Annotated in this window: 16 protein-coding genes and 10 tRNA genes; 2 read left to right on the top strand and 24 right to left on the bottom strand. The window is 51.1% G+C overall.

All coding sequences use genetic code 11. The features are described 5' to 3' along the window. Positions 1–321: 321 nt before the first annotated feature. The 17 genes from GPK90_RS00130 to GPK90_RS00050 all read right to left on the bottom strand — a co-directional run bounded on the left by GPK90_RS00130 (position 322) and on the right by GPK90_RS00050 (position 15,515). A complete protein-coding gene (locus tag GPK90_RS00130) occupies positions 322–696 on the bottom strand; it encodes a RidA family protein (protein WP_215701821.1) in 375 nt (124 codons plus the stop codon). 21 nt (positions 697–717) lie between these two features. Continuing rightward, entirely contained in the window at positions 718–1,560 is an 843-nt protein-coding gene (locus GPK90_RS00125; protein ID WP_118298678.1) for a CvfB family protein, read from the bottom strand. 132 nt (positions 1,561–1,692) lie between these two features. Next, positions 1,693–2,403, bottom strand: a complete 711-nt coding sequence (locus GPK90_RS00120) for an acyl-[acyl-carrier-protein] thioesterase (protein WP_215701820.1) — start codon at positions 2,401–2,403, stop codon at positions 1,693–1,695. A gap of 327 nt (positions 2,404–2,730) precedes the next feature. Then, a tRNA-Gln gene (locus tag GPK90_RS00115) sits at positions 2,731–2,803 on the bottom strand. Between the two features lie 46 nt (positions 2,804–2,849). Then, positions 2,850–2,922: transfer RNA gene (locus tag GPK90_RS00110), tRNA-Gln, on the bottom strand. Between the two features lie 148 nt (positions 2,923–3,070). Then, on the bottom strand, positions 3,071–4,375 hold the full coding sequence (locus GPK90_RS00105) for an anti-sigma-I factor RsgI family protein (protein ID WP_215701819.1): 1,305 nt from the start codon (positions 4,373–4,375) through the stop codon (positions 3,071–3,073). Then, complete coding sequence (gene truA, locus GPK90_RS00100; RefSeq protein WP_215701818.1) at positions 4,372–5,139, bottom strand: tRNA pseudouridine(38-40) synthase TruA; 768 nt, start codon at positions 5,137–5,139, stop codon at positions 4,372–4,374. Before truA ends, GPK90_RS00105 begins: the two co-directional genes overlap by 4 nt. Before the next feature lie 130 nt (positions 5,140–5,269). Further along, the gene (gene mscL, locus GPK90_RS00095; RefSeq protein ID WP_118532453.1) at positions 5,270–5,728 is read right to left on the bottom strand and encodes a large conductance mechanosensitive channel protein MscL; all 459 of its coding nucleotides are present in this window, start codon (positions 5,726–5,728) and stop codon (positions 5,270–5,272) included. A 199-nt stretch (positions 5,729–5,927) separates the two neighbouring features. Continuing rightward, entirely contained in the window at positions 5,928–8,633 is a 2,706-nt protein-coding gene (locus GPK90_RS00090) for a cation-translocating P-type ATPase (protein ID WP_215701817.1), read from the bottom strand. A gap of 73 nt (positions 8,634–8,706) precedes the next feature. After that, positions 8,707–10,485, bottom strand: coding sequence for a single-stranded-DNA-specific exonuclease RecJ (recJ, locus tag GPK90_RS00085; protein ID WP_215701816.1), 1,779 nt, complete (start codon positions 10,483–10,485; stop codon positions 8,707–8,709). A gap of 51 nt (positions 10,486–10,536) precedes the next feature. Further along, entirely contained in the window at positions 10,537–11,085 is a 549-nt protein-coding gene (locus GPK90_RS00080; RefSeq protein WP_215701815.1) for a M48 family metallopeptidase, read from the bottom strand. A 56-nt stretch (positions 11,086–11,141) separates the two neighbouring features. Next, positions 11,142–11,215: transfer RNA gene (locus GPK90_RS00075), tRNA-Arg, on the bottom strand. A gap of 203 nt (positions 11,216–11,418) precedes the next feature. Next, the gene (locus GPK90_RS00070; RefSeq protein ID WP_215701814.1) at positions 11,419–12,855 is read right to left on the bottom strand and encodes a M20 family metallopeptidase; all 1,437 of its coding nucleotides are present in this window, start codon (positions 12,853–12,855) and stop codon (positions 11,419–11,421) included. Between the two features lie 181 nt (positions 12,856–13,036). Next, entirely contained in the window at positions 13,037–13,519 is a 483-nt protein-coding gene (locus GPK90_RS00065) for a pyridoxamine 5'-phosphate oxidase family protein (protein ID WP_182426835.1), read from the bottom strand. Between the two features lie 160 nt (positions 13,520–13,679). After that, positions 13,680–14,006 carry a branched-chain amino acid transporter permease gene (locus GPK90_RS00060; protein WP_215701813.1) on the bottom strand — a complete coding sequence of 109 codons (327 nt, stop codon included), beginning with the start codon at positions 14,004–14,006 and terminating at the stop codon, positions 13,680–13,682. 117 nt (positions 14,007–14,123) lie between these two features. Continuing rightward, the gene (locus tag GPK90_RS00055; protein ID WP_215701812.1) at positions 14,124–14,816 is read right to left on the bottom strand and encodes an AzlC family ABC transporter permease; all 693 of its coding nucleotides are present in this window, start codon (positions 14,814–14,816) and stop codon (positions 14,124–14,126) included. Positions 14,817–14,945: 129 nt separating this feature from the next. Continuing rightward, complete coding sequence (locus GPK90_RS00050; protein WP_252197309.1) at positions 14,946–15,515, bottom strand: LysR family transcriptional regulator substrate-binding protein; 570 nt, start codon at positions 15,513–15,515, stop codon at positions 14,946–14,948. Between the two features lie 8 nt (positions 15,516–15,523). On the opposite strand from GPK90_RS00050, the gene GPK90_RS00045 reads away from it, so the two are divergent. After that, positions 15,524–15,760 carry a hypothetical protein gene (locus GPK90_RS00045; RefSeq protein ID WP_215701811.1) on the top strand — a complete coding sequence of 79 codons (237 nt, stop codon included), beginning with the start codon at positions 15,524–15,526 and terminating at the stop codon, positions 15,758–15,760. Positions 15,761–15,906: 146 nt separating this feature from the next. Here the strand turns inward: GPK90_RS00045 and GPK90_RS00040 are convergent. The 7 genes from GPK90_RS00040 to GPK90_RS00010 all read right to left on the bottom strand — a co-directional run bounded on the left by GPK90_RS00040 (position 15,907) and on the right by GPK90_RS00010 (position 16,620). Next, positions 15,907–15,990: transfer RNA gene (locus GPK90_RS00040), tRNA-Leu, on the bottom strand. Positions 15,991–16,027: 37 nt separating this feature from the next. Beyond that, positions 16,028–16,100: transfer RNA gene (locus GPK90_RS00035), tRNA-Val, on the bottom strand. Between the two features lie 35 nt (positions 16,101–16,135). Then, positions 16,136–16,209, bottom strand: a tRNA-Asp gene (locus tag GPK90_RS00030). Between the two features lie 42 nt (positions 16,210–16,251). Further along, positions 16,252–16,325, bottom strand: a tRNA-Ile gene (locus GPK90_RS00025). 17 nt (positions 16,326–16,342) lie between these two features. After that, positions 16,343–16,415, bottom strand: a tRNA-Thr gene (locus GPK90_RS00020). 7 nt (positions 16,416–16,422) lie between these two features. After that, positions 16,423–16,494 (bottom strand) — tRNA-Glu (locus GPK90_RS00015). Positions 16,495–16,547: 53 nt separating this feature from the next. Then, positions 16,548–16,620 (bottom strand) — tRNA-Asn (locus tag GPK90_RS00010). 403 nt (positions 16,621–17,023) lie between these two features. Here GPK90_RS00010 and GPK90_RS00005 point away from each other — a divergent pair. Beyond that, on the top strand, positions 17,024–17,611 hold the full coding sequence (locus GPK90_RS00005; RefSeq protein ID WP_118532433.1) for an HD domain-containing protein: 588 nt from the start codon (positions 17,024–17,026) through the stop codon (positions 17,609–17,611). Positions 17,612–18,089: the final 478 nt, after the last annotated feature.

Here is an 18,089-nt window from a genome sequence, read left to right as displayed (position 1 = left end):
ATATATTCATCTGCAGGATTGCAGACTTAACCTATTGTTATATCTATTGTATCCATCATACACAAACAGTACATGTTTTTCCATATGGTTATTCCACAAAAAAAATGCGTTTTTTCCATGCATATTCCATAGGACCACTCAGACTTTTTGAAAAATATGCCCTTTTTCCATAAAAACAGACAGACGGTTAGTTAATTTCTTATCAAAATTACCAAAAAGGCGGAGACTGTTTTCACTCACAGTCTCCGCCTTTTTTATTTACGCAAACAACGAGCCAAAGTCCGCGCTTGTACGAGACCCTGGCGACTGTCGCGATCATTCTTATTTTACTGCGATCGCTTCCATCTCAAGAAGGACGTCCTTCGGAAGTCTTGCAACCTCCACGCAGGAACGTGCCGGGCAGTCTTTTGCGAAATATTTTGCATAGATGCCGTTGATCGTTGCGAAATCATCCATGTTTTTGATGAATACGCCTGTTTTTACAACCTGGTCAACAGATGTCCCTGCTGCCTCGAGAAGATTCTTCACATTTTTCATGACCTGCTCTGCCTGAGCCTCGATCCCCTCCGGGATCTCACCTGTCTCCGGGTTTACCGGGATCTGTCCGGATGCAAATACAAAACCATTTGCCTCGATTGCCTGGGAATACGGTCCGATCGCTGCCGGTGCGTTTGTTGTGCTGATAACTTTCTTCATGTGATTTTCCTCCATGATTCCTTATTTATCGATTTTCCGGATGCTTTTCTCCGTGATCTCGATCTTTCCTTCTTTTAACAGATGTCCCACCGCACGCTTGAATGCGTTCTTGCTGAGTTTGAACTCGCGCGCGATGACTTCCGGAGCTGCCTTATCATTAAACGGCAGGACTCCGTCAAACTCTTCAATGACCTTCATGACAAGATCGGCGTCAGAAAAGATCTGGCTTCCCGCCTTGTCTCTCGTTGTGAGGTCAAGCTTTCCGTCCGCACGGACTCTCGTCACACGGACACGGATCTCATCTCCTACCTTGTAGCCGGAAAACAGTTCCTTTTTCGGGATCATTCCCTGGTAGATCCCATCCACCGCAACGAATGCGCCCATATCCGGATTGATCTCAAATACAAATCCATCCGCCTCGTCTCCGGTGTGGTACGGGGAATCGCATCTCAGATACTGGTACGCCTTCATGGTCGCCGCGAGACGTTTGCTCTTATCCACGTAGAGGGCAACCAGGCATTTCTCCCCTTTGCGGACCTGGTGGGTCTGCTCCTTAAACGGGAGCAGGAGATCTTTCTCCAGTCCCATATCGAGAAACGCGCCGATCTTTGAGACTTCTTTCACCTCAAGGACCGCCGTCTCACCCAGAGTGACCTTCGGGCGGGATGTCGTCGCGATCAGGCGGTCCTCAGAATCCTTGTAGAGGAACACCTCCAGCTCATCCCCGATCTTCGTTCCCGCCGGTACCTGCTTCTTCGGGAGAAGGACGCCCTGGGCATCCGCCTTATCTCCGTCAGAGAGATAAATTCCGAAGTCCTTCTCTTTGATCACTTTCAGTTTCTGAATTTTTCCGATTTCCATCATGTCTTTCGTCCTCCCGCAGCTGCATCCCCGGCATTGTTCACGTTCCATGCAAACAGCAACCAGGATCTTTCCGTTGCGTCCTCTCTTTTTATTTTCACTGTCATGATCCTGCCAACCATCAGCAGGATCCGGTTACATCTCTTTCAACTCGATATTTGCAAACACATCGCCGTCCGGATTGCAGAGCGATACAAGATAGGATTTTCCTTCCCGCGCGCTCCTGATCACGATCTCATCCCCGAGCACAGCCGCTTTCCTGTATTCAGCCCTGATCTCCGAAATTTCCGTCCCGGCCGGAAGAAGTTCTCTCGCAATGTCCACATACTGGGCATTGTTTACATGAAGGTTCGTGTCGAGAAGGTGTTTCATGACCACCATCCGGCCCGTCTCCCCCATCTCCTTCGGCACCTGGATCTTTCTTCCCGCATCCTCCATCTCGAGTTTCGGGCTGAACTCCCCGTAAGGAGCTGTGTCCGACTCCATGATCCGCATCGGGCGTCCCGTCTCCGTATTCAGGAGAAACCAGTAGGAATTTGCCTTCACGAGATATTCGTTCTTTTCATCTAGGATCGCGAAGTTTCTCAGGGCGTAAAGTCCTTTTACCCCATACGGCCATGTGACCACGCGGATCTTTTCACCCAGCGCCGGGCGTCTTTCGATCATGATCTGCCAGGATGATAACAGCCATGCTTTCTTCTCCTGCTCCAGATATCCGATCCCAACTCCCGCGTCTTCCGACTGCATTGTCGAACAGTCCTGCATATAATTCATGATCCCGGTCAGGGACAGCTTCGCGTCAATATCCGTCTCGCTGTACCGGACCCGGCTGTTTAATTCATACATAATCTACCTCACCGATCGGCAAGATCCGTATTCCGACTCAAAAATCCATTCCCGCGAAACACGCTCTCTTTTTCCGACTTCGCCTGTAACTGTTCAGTACCTTCACAGTCACGAGCAAAAATCCATTAAAAATTGCCTGCGGCAATGGGATTTTTGCCTGCCAGCCCATGTTTTCGTACGGTCAGCGCAGTAAATGCGCAGACCTACTGAACAGTTAGCTTCGCCTTTACATTAACACAAATGGATGTCAAGCGCAAGAAAAAGGTGTACAGTAACAAAAAAGACCATTAAGCCTTGCATTCACAAAGATTAACAGCCTTTTATCAGCTGGGCTACAAGGATTCGAACCTTGAAAATGACGGAGTCAGAGTCCGTTGCCTTACCATTTGGCGATAGCCCAATAATAATATGTGCTTAAAGCACTTCGACAATATTTAGTTTATAAACTGGGCTACAAGGATTCGAACCTTGAAAATGACGGAGTCAGAGTCCGTTGCCTTACCATTTGGCGATAGCCCAATGCATCAACGAGACATATTATAGCGCAACGACTCTGATCCGTCAACTATTTTTTTTAATTTTTTTATTTTTTATTTACTGGATCCTGCTGCAGGCTTTCCAGTCCGGAAAATTACTGCCTGTGGATGAACATTTTCCCTCACCTGTCTTAATGATTCCGCGGATTGTCCGGATCTTCGAAACCAGGGCCCTGCATGTATGCCGGAGTCTTTGTTTCCGGTGTCAGCATTCCGGACGCCGCGGTGGTCTCCGGGACCGCAGCCGTTGTCTCCGAGGCTGTCGGCGCGGCTGTCTCCGGCGGCACAGTTTCCGGCGCTGCAGTTACAGCAGGAACCGTCTCCGCCGGAGAAGTTTCCGGAACGCCGGTCGTCTCATGAGAAGTTCCATACTCCCAGGTATTCCGATTCCGTCTCCGTTCAGAACTTCCATATTCATCGCGCTCAGACTCATCGTCCTCGTCATCCCCGTCTTTCCGGTAGCTTCCTGTATCCTGGTCCACCCAGTCCACGCTCTCTCCGGCTTCCAGGGCTTTCCGGCGTCTCTGCATCTCCGAAAGGCCATCGTTCTCCGTAGTCTCTGTCTCTTCGCCCGCAGCAGACTCATCCGTAGTCTCTGTTTCCTGCTTTAAGACATCTTCCGTGCTCTCCTGAGCAGTTGTCTCCTCCTCTGTACTCTCCTCGCTGGCCTTCTCAAACGTCGTCTTTACGATCACCGGCTCCAGCGACAGCTGATATTCATGTTTTTCGATCTCACGGACCAGACGTTTCGAGGAATACCCGGCGAGTTCTTCCTTTTCCGGCACTGTGATCTCCGGATTTTCCGCAAACAGACGCTTTAAGAACTCCGCCTTCGTCACCGTGATCCCATATTCCGTCACAAGTTTTTTCGTGTCTGCGTCCTCATCCGCCTCAAACACGTAGACCTTCGCCCTGGACTCCTTTTTCTGGAGCTCGGACTCTGTCTCCTTCTGAACTTCTTTTACGATCTTCTCCGGCGACGCCTTACTGTCCGGATCAGATCTCCGGACAGAGATCAGGATTCCTCCGTCCTCGCCCAGACTGTTATTCTCAGCGAGCCGGTCAAAGATTTTCCCCACAGTGATCCCAAGACTTTTTCCGTCAAACGCATCCATGGAGACTGTTTCATTTGTCCTCGCCATCTTTCCGGATGCCGACAGCACTGCACCCCTCCGGTTCATGGTAAATTCCATCAGGATATCGGAATTTACTTCCATGATCAGGGACTCTTTCTGATTCTTTCCAGCCATCAGGACCGTCATCAGGCAGACGGCAGCTGCGCAGGCCGCCAGCGCTCCTCCTGCCCTCGTAAACCACTTTTTCAGGGATTCCGCGGAGAATTCTCCGTCAGCTCCCATTCCCGCTTCCCTTCGGTCCGTCTGCTTTTTCTTCTCCTCAAAGAGTATGTCCTCATGTTCTTCATTCTGATTCATCATACCGTTTTCCTCTCGCCTTCATAAGCCACGTGAAGAAGGAATAAGCCTTCCGGCGGAGCAGTTCTCCCCGCCATGTCCCGGTTCTTTGCCTCCAGGATCACCTTCATTTCCTCCGGTTTCCGCATTCCGCTGCCGATCTCCAGGAGCGTTCCCGTCAGGATCCGCACCATGTTGTAGAGAAAGCCGTTTCCTGTATACAGAAGTTCGATCTTCGTTCCGTGTTCCACGATCTTTATCTCATCGATCCGGCGCACCGTGCTCTTTTTCATCCTGCGGTTCGCACAGAAACTTTTGAAATCATGCTCCCCGATGAGGAAGCCTGCCGCGCGCCTCATGGCCTCCAGATCCAGTTTTTTTCCAAATCCGTAAACATATTTTCGCTCAAACACATTCTTCTTATCCCCGGTCTCCACATAATATCCGTATGTTTTTGAGGAGGCGGACAAACGGCTGTGGAAGCGTTCCGGTGCGGGATCAGCCTCAAGCACCCGGATATCCTCCGGCAGATACCTGTTTAAGTATTCTTTCGCAGTCTCTCCGTCCGGGCAGATCTTCGCGTCCACATGGAAATTTGCCACCTGGCCTTTTGCATGGACTCCCGCGTCTGTTCTTCCGGACCCGTGGACCTCCACTTCCTCTCCCGCCATTTTTAAAAGCACTGCCTCCAGTTTCCCCTGGATCGTATTCTCCGTATTTCCCTGTTTCTGCCAGCCGTCATACCGGCTTCCGTCATATTCCAGCGTAATGCGAATATTATTCTTCATTGTTGTTCCTTCCTGATCTCAAAGCGGACCCGTTCCGGCTTTTCCCGGTAAACAAAAATTCCCGGCAGAATTTTCTTCCTTGATCCGCCGGGAATTTCTGGCTCATCTGCCTGTTACCGCCCGGAAAAGACTATTTGTCTTCCAGCACGGATGTACAATGCGGACAGCGTGTCGCATGGATATTGATTTTTGTTTTGCAGTACGGGCATTCCTTCTCCGTAGCAGGAGCCGGAGCTGCCGGTTTCTCGAACATTTTCTTTGCGCGGTTCAGCTGTTTGACTACCATGAAGATCACGAACGCCATGATAATGAAGTTGATGATCTCTGTGATAAACAGACCGTAGTTTACGGTCGGAGCTGCTGCCGCCTGCGCCTCAGCCAGAGTCGCGTAGTGCTCTCCGTTCAGTGAGATAAACATATTGCTGAAATCCAGCTTTCCCGTAAAAAGTCCGATCACAGGCATCACCATGTCGCTGACTAAGGAATTTACAAGATCCTTAAATGCAGCACCGATGATCATGCCGACTGCCATGTCGATCATATTGCCCTGAACGGCAAATTCACGGAATTCTTTCAGTAGCTTACTCATTGAAAGACCTCCTGGTGACTGCTCTTCGCAGATTTTTTTGTGCCTGTTCCTTTTCTTTGCCAGATGAACAGGACCAATTTTCACCACTATTCTACCAATTTTTCTCTTTGTTGGGAATACCCAGTTCCTGTTTTTTTATCTTTTCCTCAAATTTTCCCCATTTTATCCTGCTTCTGTCCCTCTGCAGTGCTCGTTTCCATCACCGGACTTTCCCCGATGGATCTCCGTCCTGCCCCGTTCCTCTCCCAAAATGCGACAGCAGGAGTAAAAGCTCATGAGCAAACAGCGGCATGGCGGAGAGGATGAGAAGTCTTGCCCATTCTGTCTTTGTGAGCCGCACGGTCTGGAACGCCGCAACGAGCGACGTCTGTTCCGTCACCACAAACTGCAGGGAGAATCCGACCGCCAGCGCCAGAATCATCAGCCGGTTATTCACAGGATCCATCCGGAAAACAGACTTTTCCACATCCCGCATCCCGATCGCGTGGAAAAGTTGGGACAGTCCCAGGACGGTAAAGGCATACGTCTGGCAGTGCGCCAGGATCATGGGATCTTCCAGCACTTTTCTGATCCCGGCAAGTGCAGCCGGTCTTCCGCTCCCGACAAGAAGAGCTGTCGGAACGACCAGAAAAGCGGTCAGGCTGATCAGTGCGATAAGAAATCCGTAAAACACCGTGCAGATCCCGCCTCCGTGGGCAAACAGGCTCTCTCCCGGTCTTCGCGGCTCCTTTTCCATCAGCTCCATTCCGTCGCACACATCCGTCCCCAGTGCCAGTGCCGGCAGAGAATCCGTGATCAGGTTGATCCAAAGGATGTGGCTTGCCTTGAGCGGGGCTGGCAGCGAAAACAGGATCGCGAAAAACATGGTCATGATCTCCCCAAAGTTCGAAGAGAGCAGAAATATCACCGTCTTTTTGATGTTTTCATAGATCTCTCTTCCTTCCTCAATGGCATTCCGGATCGTGGCGAAATTGTCATCCGTCAGAACGATGTCCGCCGCCTGTTTTGCCACATCAGTCCCGTTCTTTCCCATGGCAATCCCCACATCAGCCGCCCTTAAAGACGGAGCGTCGTTTACCCCGTCCCCGGTCATGGCGACGATCCCGTCCGCCTTCTTAAATGCCTGAACGATCCTGACTTTGTGATCCGAGGAGACCCGCGCGAACACCCGGATCGATCCGATCCGTTTCTCAAGCCCGTCGTCACCCATCCTGTCTAATTCCTCCCCGGTCACGCACTGGGCCGGGGAATCCGCGATCCCAAGCTTTTTTGCCACTGCCAGGGCCGTATTTTTATGGTCCCCCGTGATCATCACCGTTGTGACCCCGGCGCGGCGAAATTCCCTTACCGCCTCCGCGGCCTCCGGGCGCACCGGATCTTCCAGGACCGCCAGCCCCAGGAATGTCATCCCTCGCTCGGACATGTCATTCCCGTTCTTCATGGCTGCCCCTAGGACGCGTCCGCCTGACGAGGAATAAGCGGAAACCTTTTTTTCATATTTTTGTCTCCGCTGCTCCGTCATGGGATGGATCCCCGTCTCGTCCTTATAGTGGTCACACCGTTCCAGGATCACATCCGGCGCCCCTTTCGTGAATGAGACGATCCTGTCCTGTCTCCGGCATACCGTCGTCATCCGCTTCCGCTCCGAGTCAAACGGCAGCGCTGCGCTCCTGACCCACTCCCTTCTCAGCTTCTCTGACCATCTTTCGTTTTCCCGGCCTCTCTTCTTTCTGTCTCTGACGTCCGTCTTTTTCTGATCTTCGCTTTCTCTGTCCGCATAGAGTAAAAATGCCGCCTCCGTGGGGTCCCCGATCACCTCCCGTTTTCCCCATTTTGCATCATTGCAGAGAAGAAATGCCGTCAGAAGGAGTTCCGGATCCCCGTCCAGCGCCTGCACCGTCATCTCGTTTTTTGTCAGCGTACCCGTCTTATCCGAGCAGACCACATTGACAGCTCCAAGCGTCTCCACCGACGGCAGCCTCCGTACGATCGTGTTTACTTTTGCCATCCTGGAGACTGAGAGTGCAAGAACGATCGTGACGACCGCCGGAAGTCCTTCCGGGACCGCCGCCACCGCCAGGGAGATCGCCGTCAGGAACATCTCCCCCGCATCCCGCTTCTGGAAGATCGCCATCAAAAATAAAACAGCGCAGAGTCCCACCGCCAGGATGCTTAACATCGTTCCGAGGTCTCCTAACCGCTTCTGCAGCGGGGTGATCTCCTCCGGCGTCTCGTGGATCAGCTTTGCGATCCCGCCGATCTCCGTCTCCATTCCCGTCGCTGTGACGATCCCCTCGCCGCTCCCGGCTGTCACAAATGTGGACATGTACGCCATATTTTTCCGGTCCCCCAGCGGGGTATGCGCCCCTGCCAGAAATCCTGCGTCTTTCTCCACGGGAACCGACTCCCCCGTGAGTGACGATTCCTGCGTTTTTAAGTTCTCCGCAGTGATCAGCCGGAGGTCTGCCGGAACCTGCTGCCCGGCACTGAGCAGCACGAGATCCCCGGGGACCAGCACGGCGGAATCCACCTCAAGGATTCTCCCGTCCCGCCGCACCACGGCCGTGAGCCTCGTCATCTTCTTTAAGGAATCCAGCGCTTTCTGCGCCTTTCCTTCCTGTGCCACTCCCACCGCCGCATTTAAGAGCACGACTGCCGCGATGATCGCCGCGTCGCCCTGTTCCCCTAAAAGGACTGAGATCACACCGGCAGCTAACAGTACATAGATCAGCGGATCCATGAACTGCCCGATCAGCCGTTTCAGGACAGACGGAGGCTTCTTCTCCTGCAGTTCATTTTTTCCATATATGGACAGCCGCTGTTTTGCCTCCCTGTCGGACAGACCGCCTGGATCCCCGGCATCCAACTCCCGTTTTACGTAAAAGACTGTTTTTTCTTCAAACAAAAAATCCCCCCATCCTCTCCTGCTTTTAGCAAGTTTATGAGGATGGAGGAAAAAACATACCCGGCCGCGTCTCTCAATGAAATTTATAATTTCTGATCACGGCCTGCAATGTCCTTGTTCCATTATATTCATTTACATCTGGGTAGTAGATCATATCGATCATATTTCTTCCCGCCTGCTCCTCAAGGAACCGGTCCCCATCGGCAAACAAAAGTCCGTCCACCGGCTGCCCCGTCTCCGTCACGAGATTCAGCTTTACGACATTCCGGTTCTTTCCGAGAACTCTCGCATTCCGGATCACCAGACTTTTCTGCGCGAACAGCGGTTTTTCATTTCCCTGTCCGAACGGCTCCAGGTCCTTTAACTCCTGGACGATCTTCTCGTTCACATACTCGAACGGCATCGGGACGTCGATCCAGATCTTTGGCACAAAATCTTCCTCCGTGAGCTCTGCGTCCGCGTTTAACCGCCTCCGGAACTCATCGATATCCTTTTCTTCCAGGGAAAGTCCTGCTGCCATCGGATGTCCGCCGAACTTCACGAGGAGATCCGAGACTTTGCAGAGTCCCTGGTACATGTGATACTGCTCGATGGAGCGGCCGGAACCTTTCGCCGTGGTCTCTCCGCGGGTCAGCACAAAGGACGGCTTGTGGAAATGTTCCCGGAGTCTTCCGGCGATGATCCCGGCTAACGATTCATGGCACTCCGGAAGAAATACAACGAGTACCTTATCGTCCATGTACTGTTTTTCCACCTGCTCGATCGCTTCCGCCTCCCCTTTCGCGGTCATGTCCTTCCGCATATCGTTGAGTTCTTTAAGCTCATCCGCCATCTCGCCGGCCCGTTCCGGATCTTCCGCCAAAAGCATCCGCAGTGCGACCTTCGCGCTCTTTAACCGGCCTCCGGCGTTTAAGCAGGGACCGATCACAAAGCCGATATGGTATGCGCTTAAATTTTCGATATCCAGGTTATTTTTTTCTATAAGTTTCCGGAGTCCGGTATTCTTCGTCGATCCGATCTTTTTGAGACCATATTTTACAATCAGCCGGTTCTCGTCCTGGAGCTTCATGACATCCCCCACCGTAGCGATGGCGGCGAATTCCAACAGGTCCATCCACTCACTCTCCGGGATCCCAAGCTTCTCATACAGCACCCGGATGAGCTTCCAGGCGACCACAGCGCCGCAGATCTCGTGGAACGGGTAAGTCTCCCCGTCCTGCTTCGGATCGACCACAGCGTCCGCCGGAGGCAGGATCTGACCATACTCATCGACCGGAACTTCGTGGTGGTCCGTCACCACGACCGTCATTCCCAGCTGTTTCGCGATGCTGATCTCACGGAGTGCCGCAATCCCGTTGTCGCAGGTCACGAGCGTATCCACTCCGTCTGCGGACGCCTGGCGGATAATCGACTCGTTGATCCCATATCCGTCCTTGATGCGGTCCGGGATCTCGTAATCGATCTGAGCATCATTTTCTTTCTCGACGCTGTATCGGCCTGCCTCCAATGAGCACCGCTGCGATAGTTCTTTTGCCGCCCGCTGAAATCCCTTTAACAAAATATATGTCGAGCACACGCCGTCGATATCGTAATCCCCGATGATCCGGACATGCTTTCCCTCTTTCAGCTTTCTTGCGATCAGCTCCGCCGCCTGCTCCATCCCCTTCATCAGACGCGGATCATAGAGATCGTCCAGCGTCCCATAAAGATATTTTCTCATCTCCGCTTCTTCCGTCAGTCCGCGGTTTCTCATGACCCGCACCGCGACCGGGCTGACTCCCAGCCGCATGGCGAGACCGGAAAAATCCGCCCGCTTCGTCTGCACCATCCAGAGTTCTTTCTTTTCCTCCATGTTTTTCTCCCGTTATTTTTTACCGTTTTTCTGCCAGATAAAAGTTTTCCATCAGTATTTCTGTCCATTTACTTTCAGCCACTGCCGCCGTTCCCTGTAATCCGGCAGGATTTTCCCGACTTCCGCCCAGAATGCCGCGCTGTGGTTCATCTGGAGTCTGTGGGCTAGCTCGTGCACCACCACATAGTCCAGGATCTCCGGAGGCATCAGCACCAGCTTCCAGTTAAAATTCAAGTTTCCCTTCGCACTGCAGCTTCCCCAGCGGGTCTTCTGCTCCCTGATCGTGATCGTCCCGTAAGAGACGCCCATGAGCGGAGCATAATGGCTGCATCGGGCTCTGATCGCCTCTGCTGCCCGTTTTCTGCCTTCCGCCCGTTCTTGATCCGTGTAGGACGGACGCTCCGCCATGATCCGCTCTCCGGCTTTCAGGCGCACCTCGATCCAGTCCCGGTGTCCCTCGACAAACCAGTCCGCTGTCTGCACCGGCGTCCGGTAAGGCGCCCGGACCGTGATCGTCCCGTCGAGATCCACTTTTAAGGACATGGACCTGCGCTTCGCCCGGATCAGTTCATATGTAAAATGTTCTGTCCTTCTCTTCATATGCTGTCTCCTATGATACGAAAAAAGGCATCTGCTAATGCAGATGCCTTAATCAGCGCGCCAGAGAAGATTCGAACTCCCGACACTACGGTCCGTAGCCGTATGCTCTATCCAGCTGAGCTACTGACGCACATTTGAGAAGTCTTGGTGAACCGCAACTCACTCAACGAAAAGTATTCTACTACATATTTTCGTTTCTGTCAACACTTTTTGAAATTTTTATTCAATTTTTTGTTTTACCGATCGCGATGCGCAAAAACAGCTCAGCCGCGCACCGCAATCATGGTTCAAACAATCCAATTCCTATGCAGGATCACCCGCAGTACGATCTCCTTACCAGATCGACGGTTTCAGATCTGCCGGAAGCGGATTCGGATATGTCTCTCCGTCCAGCTCTTCCTTCCAGTCTGCCTTTGCTTTTTCGATCAGCTCCGGATTCAGGAGAAGCTCAGCGCCGACATAAGCCATGACTTTCGCTGCCGCCAGCATTCCCTTATGGGCGATCGATGATTTACCTTGGGCAACCGCTACCCAGGAGTGGAGCGCAGTACCTGCCGGGAAACAGCTCGTGTAGACCTGTCCTGTCGGAACGACCCAGCTGACATCTCCGACATCCGTGGATCCGCCTCCACCGTAAGAAGTATTCTTATCAACAATGAAATCCCACATCGGGCTCTCTAAAAGCTCCTGACGGTGCTCTTTTCCTCCGATCGCGGATGCCTGATCTTTTAATCCTTCTTTATCAAGTTCCGTGATGACGCCCTGGAACTTCTTCGCATAGGCAAGCTCTTCCTCTGTGTAGCCGACCGGGATAACATGCTCCAGGTTCTCCTGGACAAGATCCGCAAGAGTGTCATTATTGATCAGGTTGGAATAGGCCGCAACCTGTTTGATATCCACCGTTGTTCCTGTGATCAGCGCAGCGCCCTTCGCAATGTCGCACATCCGTTCATAGAGCTTCTTCACCTGGGTTACCTTCGGTGCGCGGATCGCATAGAGGATCTGGGCTTCCGCCGGGATCACGTTCGGAGCGATTCCGCCGGAGTTTGTGATAGCGCCATGAACTCTCGCCGCATCGATCATGTGCTCTCTCATATAGTTGACACCGATATCCATGATCTCAACTGCGTCCAGCGCAGAACGCCCAAGCTCCGGAGCACCTGCCGCATGGGAGGAAATTCCATGGAAAGTAAAGAATGCACGGAAGTTTGCCAGATGATAACCGCCCTTCATTGCTTTATTCATGGTATACGGATGCCATGTGATCGCGATATCACAGTCATCAAAGTAGCCGTCGCGGACCAGATATGCTTTTCCGCCTGCATTCTCTTCTGCCGGGCAGCCATAGTAACGGATCGTTCCGCTCATATGGTTCTCTTCCATATACGTTTTTAAGGAATCCACCGCAGCCATGGAAGCTGTTCCGAGCAGATGATGACCGCAGCCATGTCCGTTCGTCTTTCCCGGGATCGGGCAGCGTTCCAGGTTGTCTGCTTCCTGCTGAAGACTGGAAAGTGCATCAAACTCACCCAGGAATGCGAGGATCGGCTTTCCGCTTCCCCATTCAGCGATAAATGCGGTCTCTTCCCCCGCAAGATCCGATTTGACAGAGAATCCTCTGGATTTCAAAAACTCCTGCTGAAGTTTTGAGGACTCATATTCCTGAAATCTCGGCTCCGCAAAGCCCCAGATCGCGTCGCTGATCTTTGTGTATTCGCTGCTTCTCTGATCGATCGTCGCTCCGATCTCTTTTCTGAAATCTGTTCCCATATGTATGTACTCCTTTCTATTGTCTGCCTTATTCATTCGCACACTTGCCGTTCGCCATAACCGTGCAAGCACGTTTCTTGCTCACTTTCGCTCTCTTGATTCGCATGAACTTATCGTTCATGCGCACACTCGCCGTTCGCCATAATCGTGCAAGCACGTTTCTGGCTCACTTTCGCTCGTGTCATTCGTGTCTCTTCCCTGTTACGGTTTCGGTTATGATTTTCCAGACGGTAACTGCATTTACCATCGGCTCCGCGAACGAATTCTCATCAAAGGCCTTCTTCGGACTTACCTGGTTCATGAGGACTGCCAGCGCTTTTTTCTTTTCCGCGGTATCTTCCACCAGACAAGCAGTTCCGTTTCCACAGATACTCTCAAAACTCGTCGTAGACTTGCAGGCTGTATCATAATTGATCGTCAGGACATTCGCCCCGTAAATGCAATATGAGACATTGGGATTTTCTCTGATCCTGTCGAGTTTTGTTCCCTCTTTCGCTCCATGGAAGTACAGGATCAGCTTCCCGTCTTCCACTTCCGCTCCGTAATTCAGCGGAATCAAATAAGGACATGGCTCATCGTGGAACGCAACGGTACACACAGTTTCCCGCTTTGCGATCGACACGATATCAGCCATGTCCTTCAATTCTCTGTCTTTTCTTCTCATCCAGACCTCCATTCCAGCCGCCGGATACCGCACTTTCCCTGTCTGCTTCTTTCAGATATATTCAGACTATATTGCAGAAAAAGCACGATCCGCCAGACTTTCCGTAAGATGAGACTATCATATCATAAATTTTTTTATCCCACAAGCAGTATACGATCGTTTAAAATACCACCTGGACCAGAAACATATAGAACACTGTCCCAACCGCGATGCTGAGCAGCGTATTCCGTTTCCAGACATGGAGTCCGACAACAGCAGCAGACGCCAGAATTTCCGGGATCCCGTGCGTTCCCGCGAACAGATTCATATTTTTCAGGCAGTACACCACCAGCATTCCCATGATCGCATACGGAAGAACTCCGGACAGATATGTGATATATCCCGGAACCTCCTTCTTGCCGCCAAACACCAGAAACGGCAGAAACCTCAAAAGCATCGTCACACCGGCGCACACTGCGATCAGCGCTGCCGCTCTCAAATCTATCATCCGTTATCCTCTCTCCTTCCTGACTGGACATTTTCCTGCCAGACCAGTTTCATATGTTTCCCACCCAGTCAGAGTTTTCGTTCTTTCATATGCAAATTTTTCAGAAGCGTATCAGAATCATGCTGTTCTCTGAGCACTTTCTGTTCTCCTTCTCCCTCGCATCACCGTCAGGATCACCGTGATCGAGATCATCGACGGGATCAGGAACGAGGACGGTCCGAACACCAGCAGGCAGAGTACCGATGCTGCCACTCCGGCAATTGCGCTTCTGTGATCCTTTGTACTCTTCCATTGTTCGGTAAACACCACAAGAAACAGCGCCGTCATGGAAAAGTCGATTCCCTCCGTATTAATGTTCAGCACGCTTCCGAGTACTGAGCCAAGCACCGTTCCGAATACCCAGTAGATCTGATCCAGCAGCGATACCAGAAAGAAGTATTTTTTCTCCTCCACGCCTTCCGGCACATCCCCGCTGCACACCAGCGAATACGTCTCATCTGTCAGCGCAAAGATCAGATACGGCTTATACGGCTTCGTATCTTTGTACCGTTCCACCATGGAGATCCCGTAGAATAAATGCCGCGCATTGACCATAAGTGTCATAAGCGCCGCCGAGATCAGGGACGCACCTCCCGTTATCAGATCGATCGCCACATACTGCATCGATCCGGCGTAAATAAACACGCTCATGGCGATCGCCCAAAAAACGCCGTATCCTTTTGCCCCGAGCAGCATTCCGAATCCCATTCCCAGGACGATATAGCCCGCCATGACCGGGATCGACCGCTTCCATGCATACCGAAATGTCATCTTTCTTCTCCTGTTCCTGTTTTATCTCACAATCACGTCTGTCCGTTTTCCCTCTATCAGCCGGCATGACAGTTATCGGAATTTTCTGTAATTTTTATAACTCTGTCCATTGTAAAATGCAACTATAATCTATCCGATCTTTGAAAATTTCTTCATAATACCGATAAATTCCAGAACCAGTGCTGATGGATTCTCCGCATACACGATCCCATATGGCACTGTGTAATCCCATTCACAGGGAATCGCGACTAACGATGGGTGAAGCTCTGCCCAGGTTCCGATCGTGACCATGACACTGTTGGTCCGGTCGCACTGATTGAATACTCCGGTGCCATAAGATGCAACATCCTGAATGTGGATCTGCGGATGATTTTTTTCGATCTCATCCCTCAGTGCATCTATAAATTTCGTGTCTCCGCGCTCTACCATCAGAAGATTTTCGCCGTAGAGATCCGGCAGACGGAGTTTTTTCCTGGAGGACAGCGGATTTTGCCTGGAAACCGCACAGCAGAGCGGGATCTCCGTCAACGGTAAGATCTGGCAGCGGCGCTTCCATCTGGTAGATGGATAGATCCCCGCCACAATATCAAGATCTTTTCCCAGATTTTCTAACACATTTAGCCACTCCGGATAAGTGTCATCAAAGGGAACGATCTGAAGCTGGATCCCCGGATAGTCCCTGCTGACAGACGACCACAGGTCAACGATTGTTTTACACGGACGAAGCAGTGAGTGTGCTGATCGTGATCCGCCGTGCTCACGCCGTTACTCCGCTGACCGCCGTTCAAAGTGAATATTCGATGATGGAGCGCATCATCGAATATCTCGCCGATGTGGAACTGACCGATCAGGAATTTAAGCGGATCGAGGAGGCACTCTCCGAAATCACGATTCACGAAAACCGCACCGATGCGGATATCGCCAGGCTTAAGAATATGCGTTAAAAACAGATTGTCTCCGACAACGCTCCCTGTCTCTTTTTAACCTCACACCCTCATCCGATGCACAAAAATCCCTCTTTCCATGTGTAAAAGGAAAGAGGGATTGATCTATTAAAAAAAAAGAAGCCTGTAAATACAAGCTTCTTTCATGCCGGTGACCGGACTTGAACCGGTACGGGGTTGCCCCCGAGGGATTTTAAGTCCCTTGCGTCTGCCTATTCCGCCACACCGGCAGACATATAAATATGTCGATGATGGTTTCCCATCGAGTGGGACCTATAGGGCTCGAACCTATGACCCTCTGCTTGTAAGGCAGATGCTCTCCCAGCTGAGCTAAGATCCCAGATATGAAATTTAAAATCCTTATTTCTAAGGAAGCGACCCGGATGGGATTCGAACCCACGACCTCCGCCGTGACAGGGCGGCGCTCTAACCAGCTGAGCCACCGGGCCAAAATATTTTTATCAATAGTATGAACCTTTTACCAGGTAGAGTGGACCTTCAGGGACTTGAACCCGGGACCGACCGGTTATGAGCCGGTTGCTCTAACCAACTGAGCTAAAGGTCCATAAGTTTAGGACTGAAAGCCGATGATCGGACTCGAACCGATAACCTGCTGATTACAAATCAGCTGCTCTGCCAATTGAGCCACATCGGCACATCAATGACCCCAAGGGGATTCGGACCCCTGTTACCGCCGTGAAAGGGCGATGTCTTAACCGCTTGACCATGGGGCCGCGTTCTCATTATTTGTACCAGCAGCTCAATATTGAAACTGGCAAAATAAAAACTCCCCGAGTAGGACTCGAACCTACGACAGCGCGGTTAACAGCCGCGTGCTCTACCGACTGAGCTATCGAGGAATATTTCCTTTGTTCTTGAGCTGTTCCTTAAGAACAGTGCTATTATATAATATGATTTCGCATCTGTCAACCCATTTTTTCATATTTTTTGAAAAATTTCTACACTTTCTCTTTGCAGCTTTCCAGCCCCGGATCATCAGCTCGCTGCTCCTCTCCTGCCTGGAATTCACGCTGAACACACATGAAATCCGATGTGTAATTTCAATCGGCATAAGTTCACCAATTCTTCTCAGAATTACTGTACTCTGCTTTGGTCGCGAACCATTCCCACTAAAGTACATGATTTCATGCTGTACATTTTTCGGATATGCTGATATCATAAAAGGAACTTACCGGTAAGCATTGCAGGTTTACCGGTCATTCCCAACAGCAATTCTATATACATATATGGAGGAGATCAATCATGGATGAACGTTTAAAGCAGCAGCTCGACTTTACACTGGAGATCGATAAGGAGAAAAATATTTTCCGCCAGACGCATCTTTCCGGTCACGGCCGACGTGAAAATGATGCTGAACATGCCTGGCATATGGCGATCATGGCATATCTTTTGCGCGAATATGCAAATGAACCCGTTGATATTGCAAAAGTCATGCTGATGTGCCTGATCCACGATATCGTCGAGATCGATGCGGGAGATACTTTCGCATACGACGAAGAAGGATTAAAGTCCCAAAAAGCCCGCGAAGATGCCGCAAAGGAACGGATCTTTTCTATTCTGCCGGACGACCAGAAAAAGGATCTCACCGCACTCTTTGATGAGTTTGAATACTGCGAAACTCCAGAGTCCAGATACGCTCACGCCATGGATAATATCCAGCCGCTCCTCCTAAACCACAGTAACAACGGCGATGACTGGAAGCAGCACCAGACCACTTCCGCACAGGTTTATGGCCGCCATGCAAAGACAAAACTCGGCTCTGAGCGCCTGTACGAGCTTGCCGATCAGATGATCCAGGATGCGATCCAAAAAGGATTTATCCAGAAATAATTTCCAGATATCCAGACAGCATGTAAATCTGCTCAGTGCATCCCCTCTGCCTCTGTGGTTTTTGCTGCTGTCGGATGTCTATTGATGCCGCTGATCTCATGGATGCCTCACACGGTCGATTCCAATAATCTTCATTTTTCCGACAAACTTCATTTTTGCACGAGTGCACATCACTAGCACATCGTGCTTTTTTTATTTAACAGAAAGTATCGAAGACCTTCCTGATAAAAAAATGAAAACACACTTTGCAAGCTTCCTCTTGTCATATCGCGACAGTCGCCAAGGCCTCGCGTAGGCGCGGACTTTAGCTCGTTGTTCGCGCAAAATAAAAAGACCAGACATCTCTGCCTGGTCTACTCACACATACCTTCAAAACCACATATTGAATTCCATCAACTTTCGAATCTTCACTTGACCTTCCTGGATAAGCCCTCGACCGATTAGTAACAGTCAGCTCCATGCATTACTGCACTTCCAC

The organism is Clostridium sp. MCC344 (assembly GCF_018785365.1).
Lineage (GTDB): Bacteria > Bacillota > Clostridia > Lachnospirales > Lachnospiraceae > Pilosibacter.
The sequence above is the reverse complement of the archived record's forward strand: the minus strand, read 5'-3'. Positions and strand labels throughout refer to the sequence as shown.

Excerpts from the sequence above, each read along its gene's own strand:
- GPK90_RS00130 (WP_215701821.1), bottom strand. The coding sequence starts at position 696 with ATGAAGAAAGTTATCAGCACAACAAACGCACCGGCAGCGATCGGACCG.
- GPK90_RS00125 (WP_118298678.1), bottom strand. The coding sequence starts at position 1,560 with ATGATGGAAATCGGAAAAATTCAGAAACTGAAAGTGATCAAAGAGAAG.
- GPK90_RS00120 (WP_215701820.1), bottom strand. The coding sequence starts at position 2,403 with ATGTATGAATTAAACAGCCGGGTCCGGTACAGCGAGACGGATATTGAC.
- GPK90_RS00105 (WP_215701819.1), bottom strand. The coding sequence starts at position 4,375 with ATGATGAATCAGAATGAAGAACATGAGGACATACTCTTTGAGGAGAAG.
- truA (WP_215701818.1), bottom strand. The coding sequence starts at position 5,139 with ATGAAGAATAATATTCGCATTACGCTGGAATATGACGGAAGCCGGTAT.
- mscL (WP_118532453.1), bottom strand. The coding sequence starts at position 5,728 with ATGAGTAAGCTACTGAAAGAATTCCGTGAATTTGCCGTTCAGGGCAAT.
- recJ (WP_215701816.1), bottom strand. The coding sequence starts at position 10,485 with ATGGAGGAAAAGAAAGAACTCTGGATGGTGCAGACGAAGCGGGCGGAT.
- GPK90_RS00080 (WP_215701815.1), bottom strand. The coding sequence starts at position 11,085 with ATGAAGAGAAGGACAGAACATTTTACATATGAACTGATCCGGGCGAAG.
- GPK90_RS00070 (WP_215701814.1), bottom strand. The coding sequence starts at position 12,855 with ATGGGAACAGATTTCAGAAAAGAGATCGGAGCGACGATCGATCAGAGA.
- GPK90_RS00065 (WP_182426835.1), bottom strand. The coding sequence starts at position 13,519 with ATGAGAAGAAAAGACAGAGAATTGAAGGACATGGCTGATATCGTGTCG.
- GPK90_RS00060 (WP_215701813.1), bottom strand. The coding sequence starts at position 14,006 with ATGATAGATTTGAGAGCGGCAGCGCTGATCGCAGTGTGCGCCGGTGTG.
- GPK90_RS00055 (WP_215701812.1), bottom strand. The coding sequence starts at position 14,816 with ATGACATTTCGGTATGCATGGAAGCGGTCGATCCCGGTCATGGCGGGC.
- GPK90_RS00005 (WP_118532433.1), top strand. The coding sequence starts at position 17,024 with ATGGATGAACGTTTAAAGCAGCAGCTCGACTTTACACTGGAGATCGAT.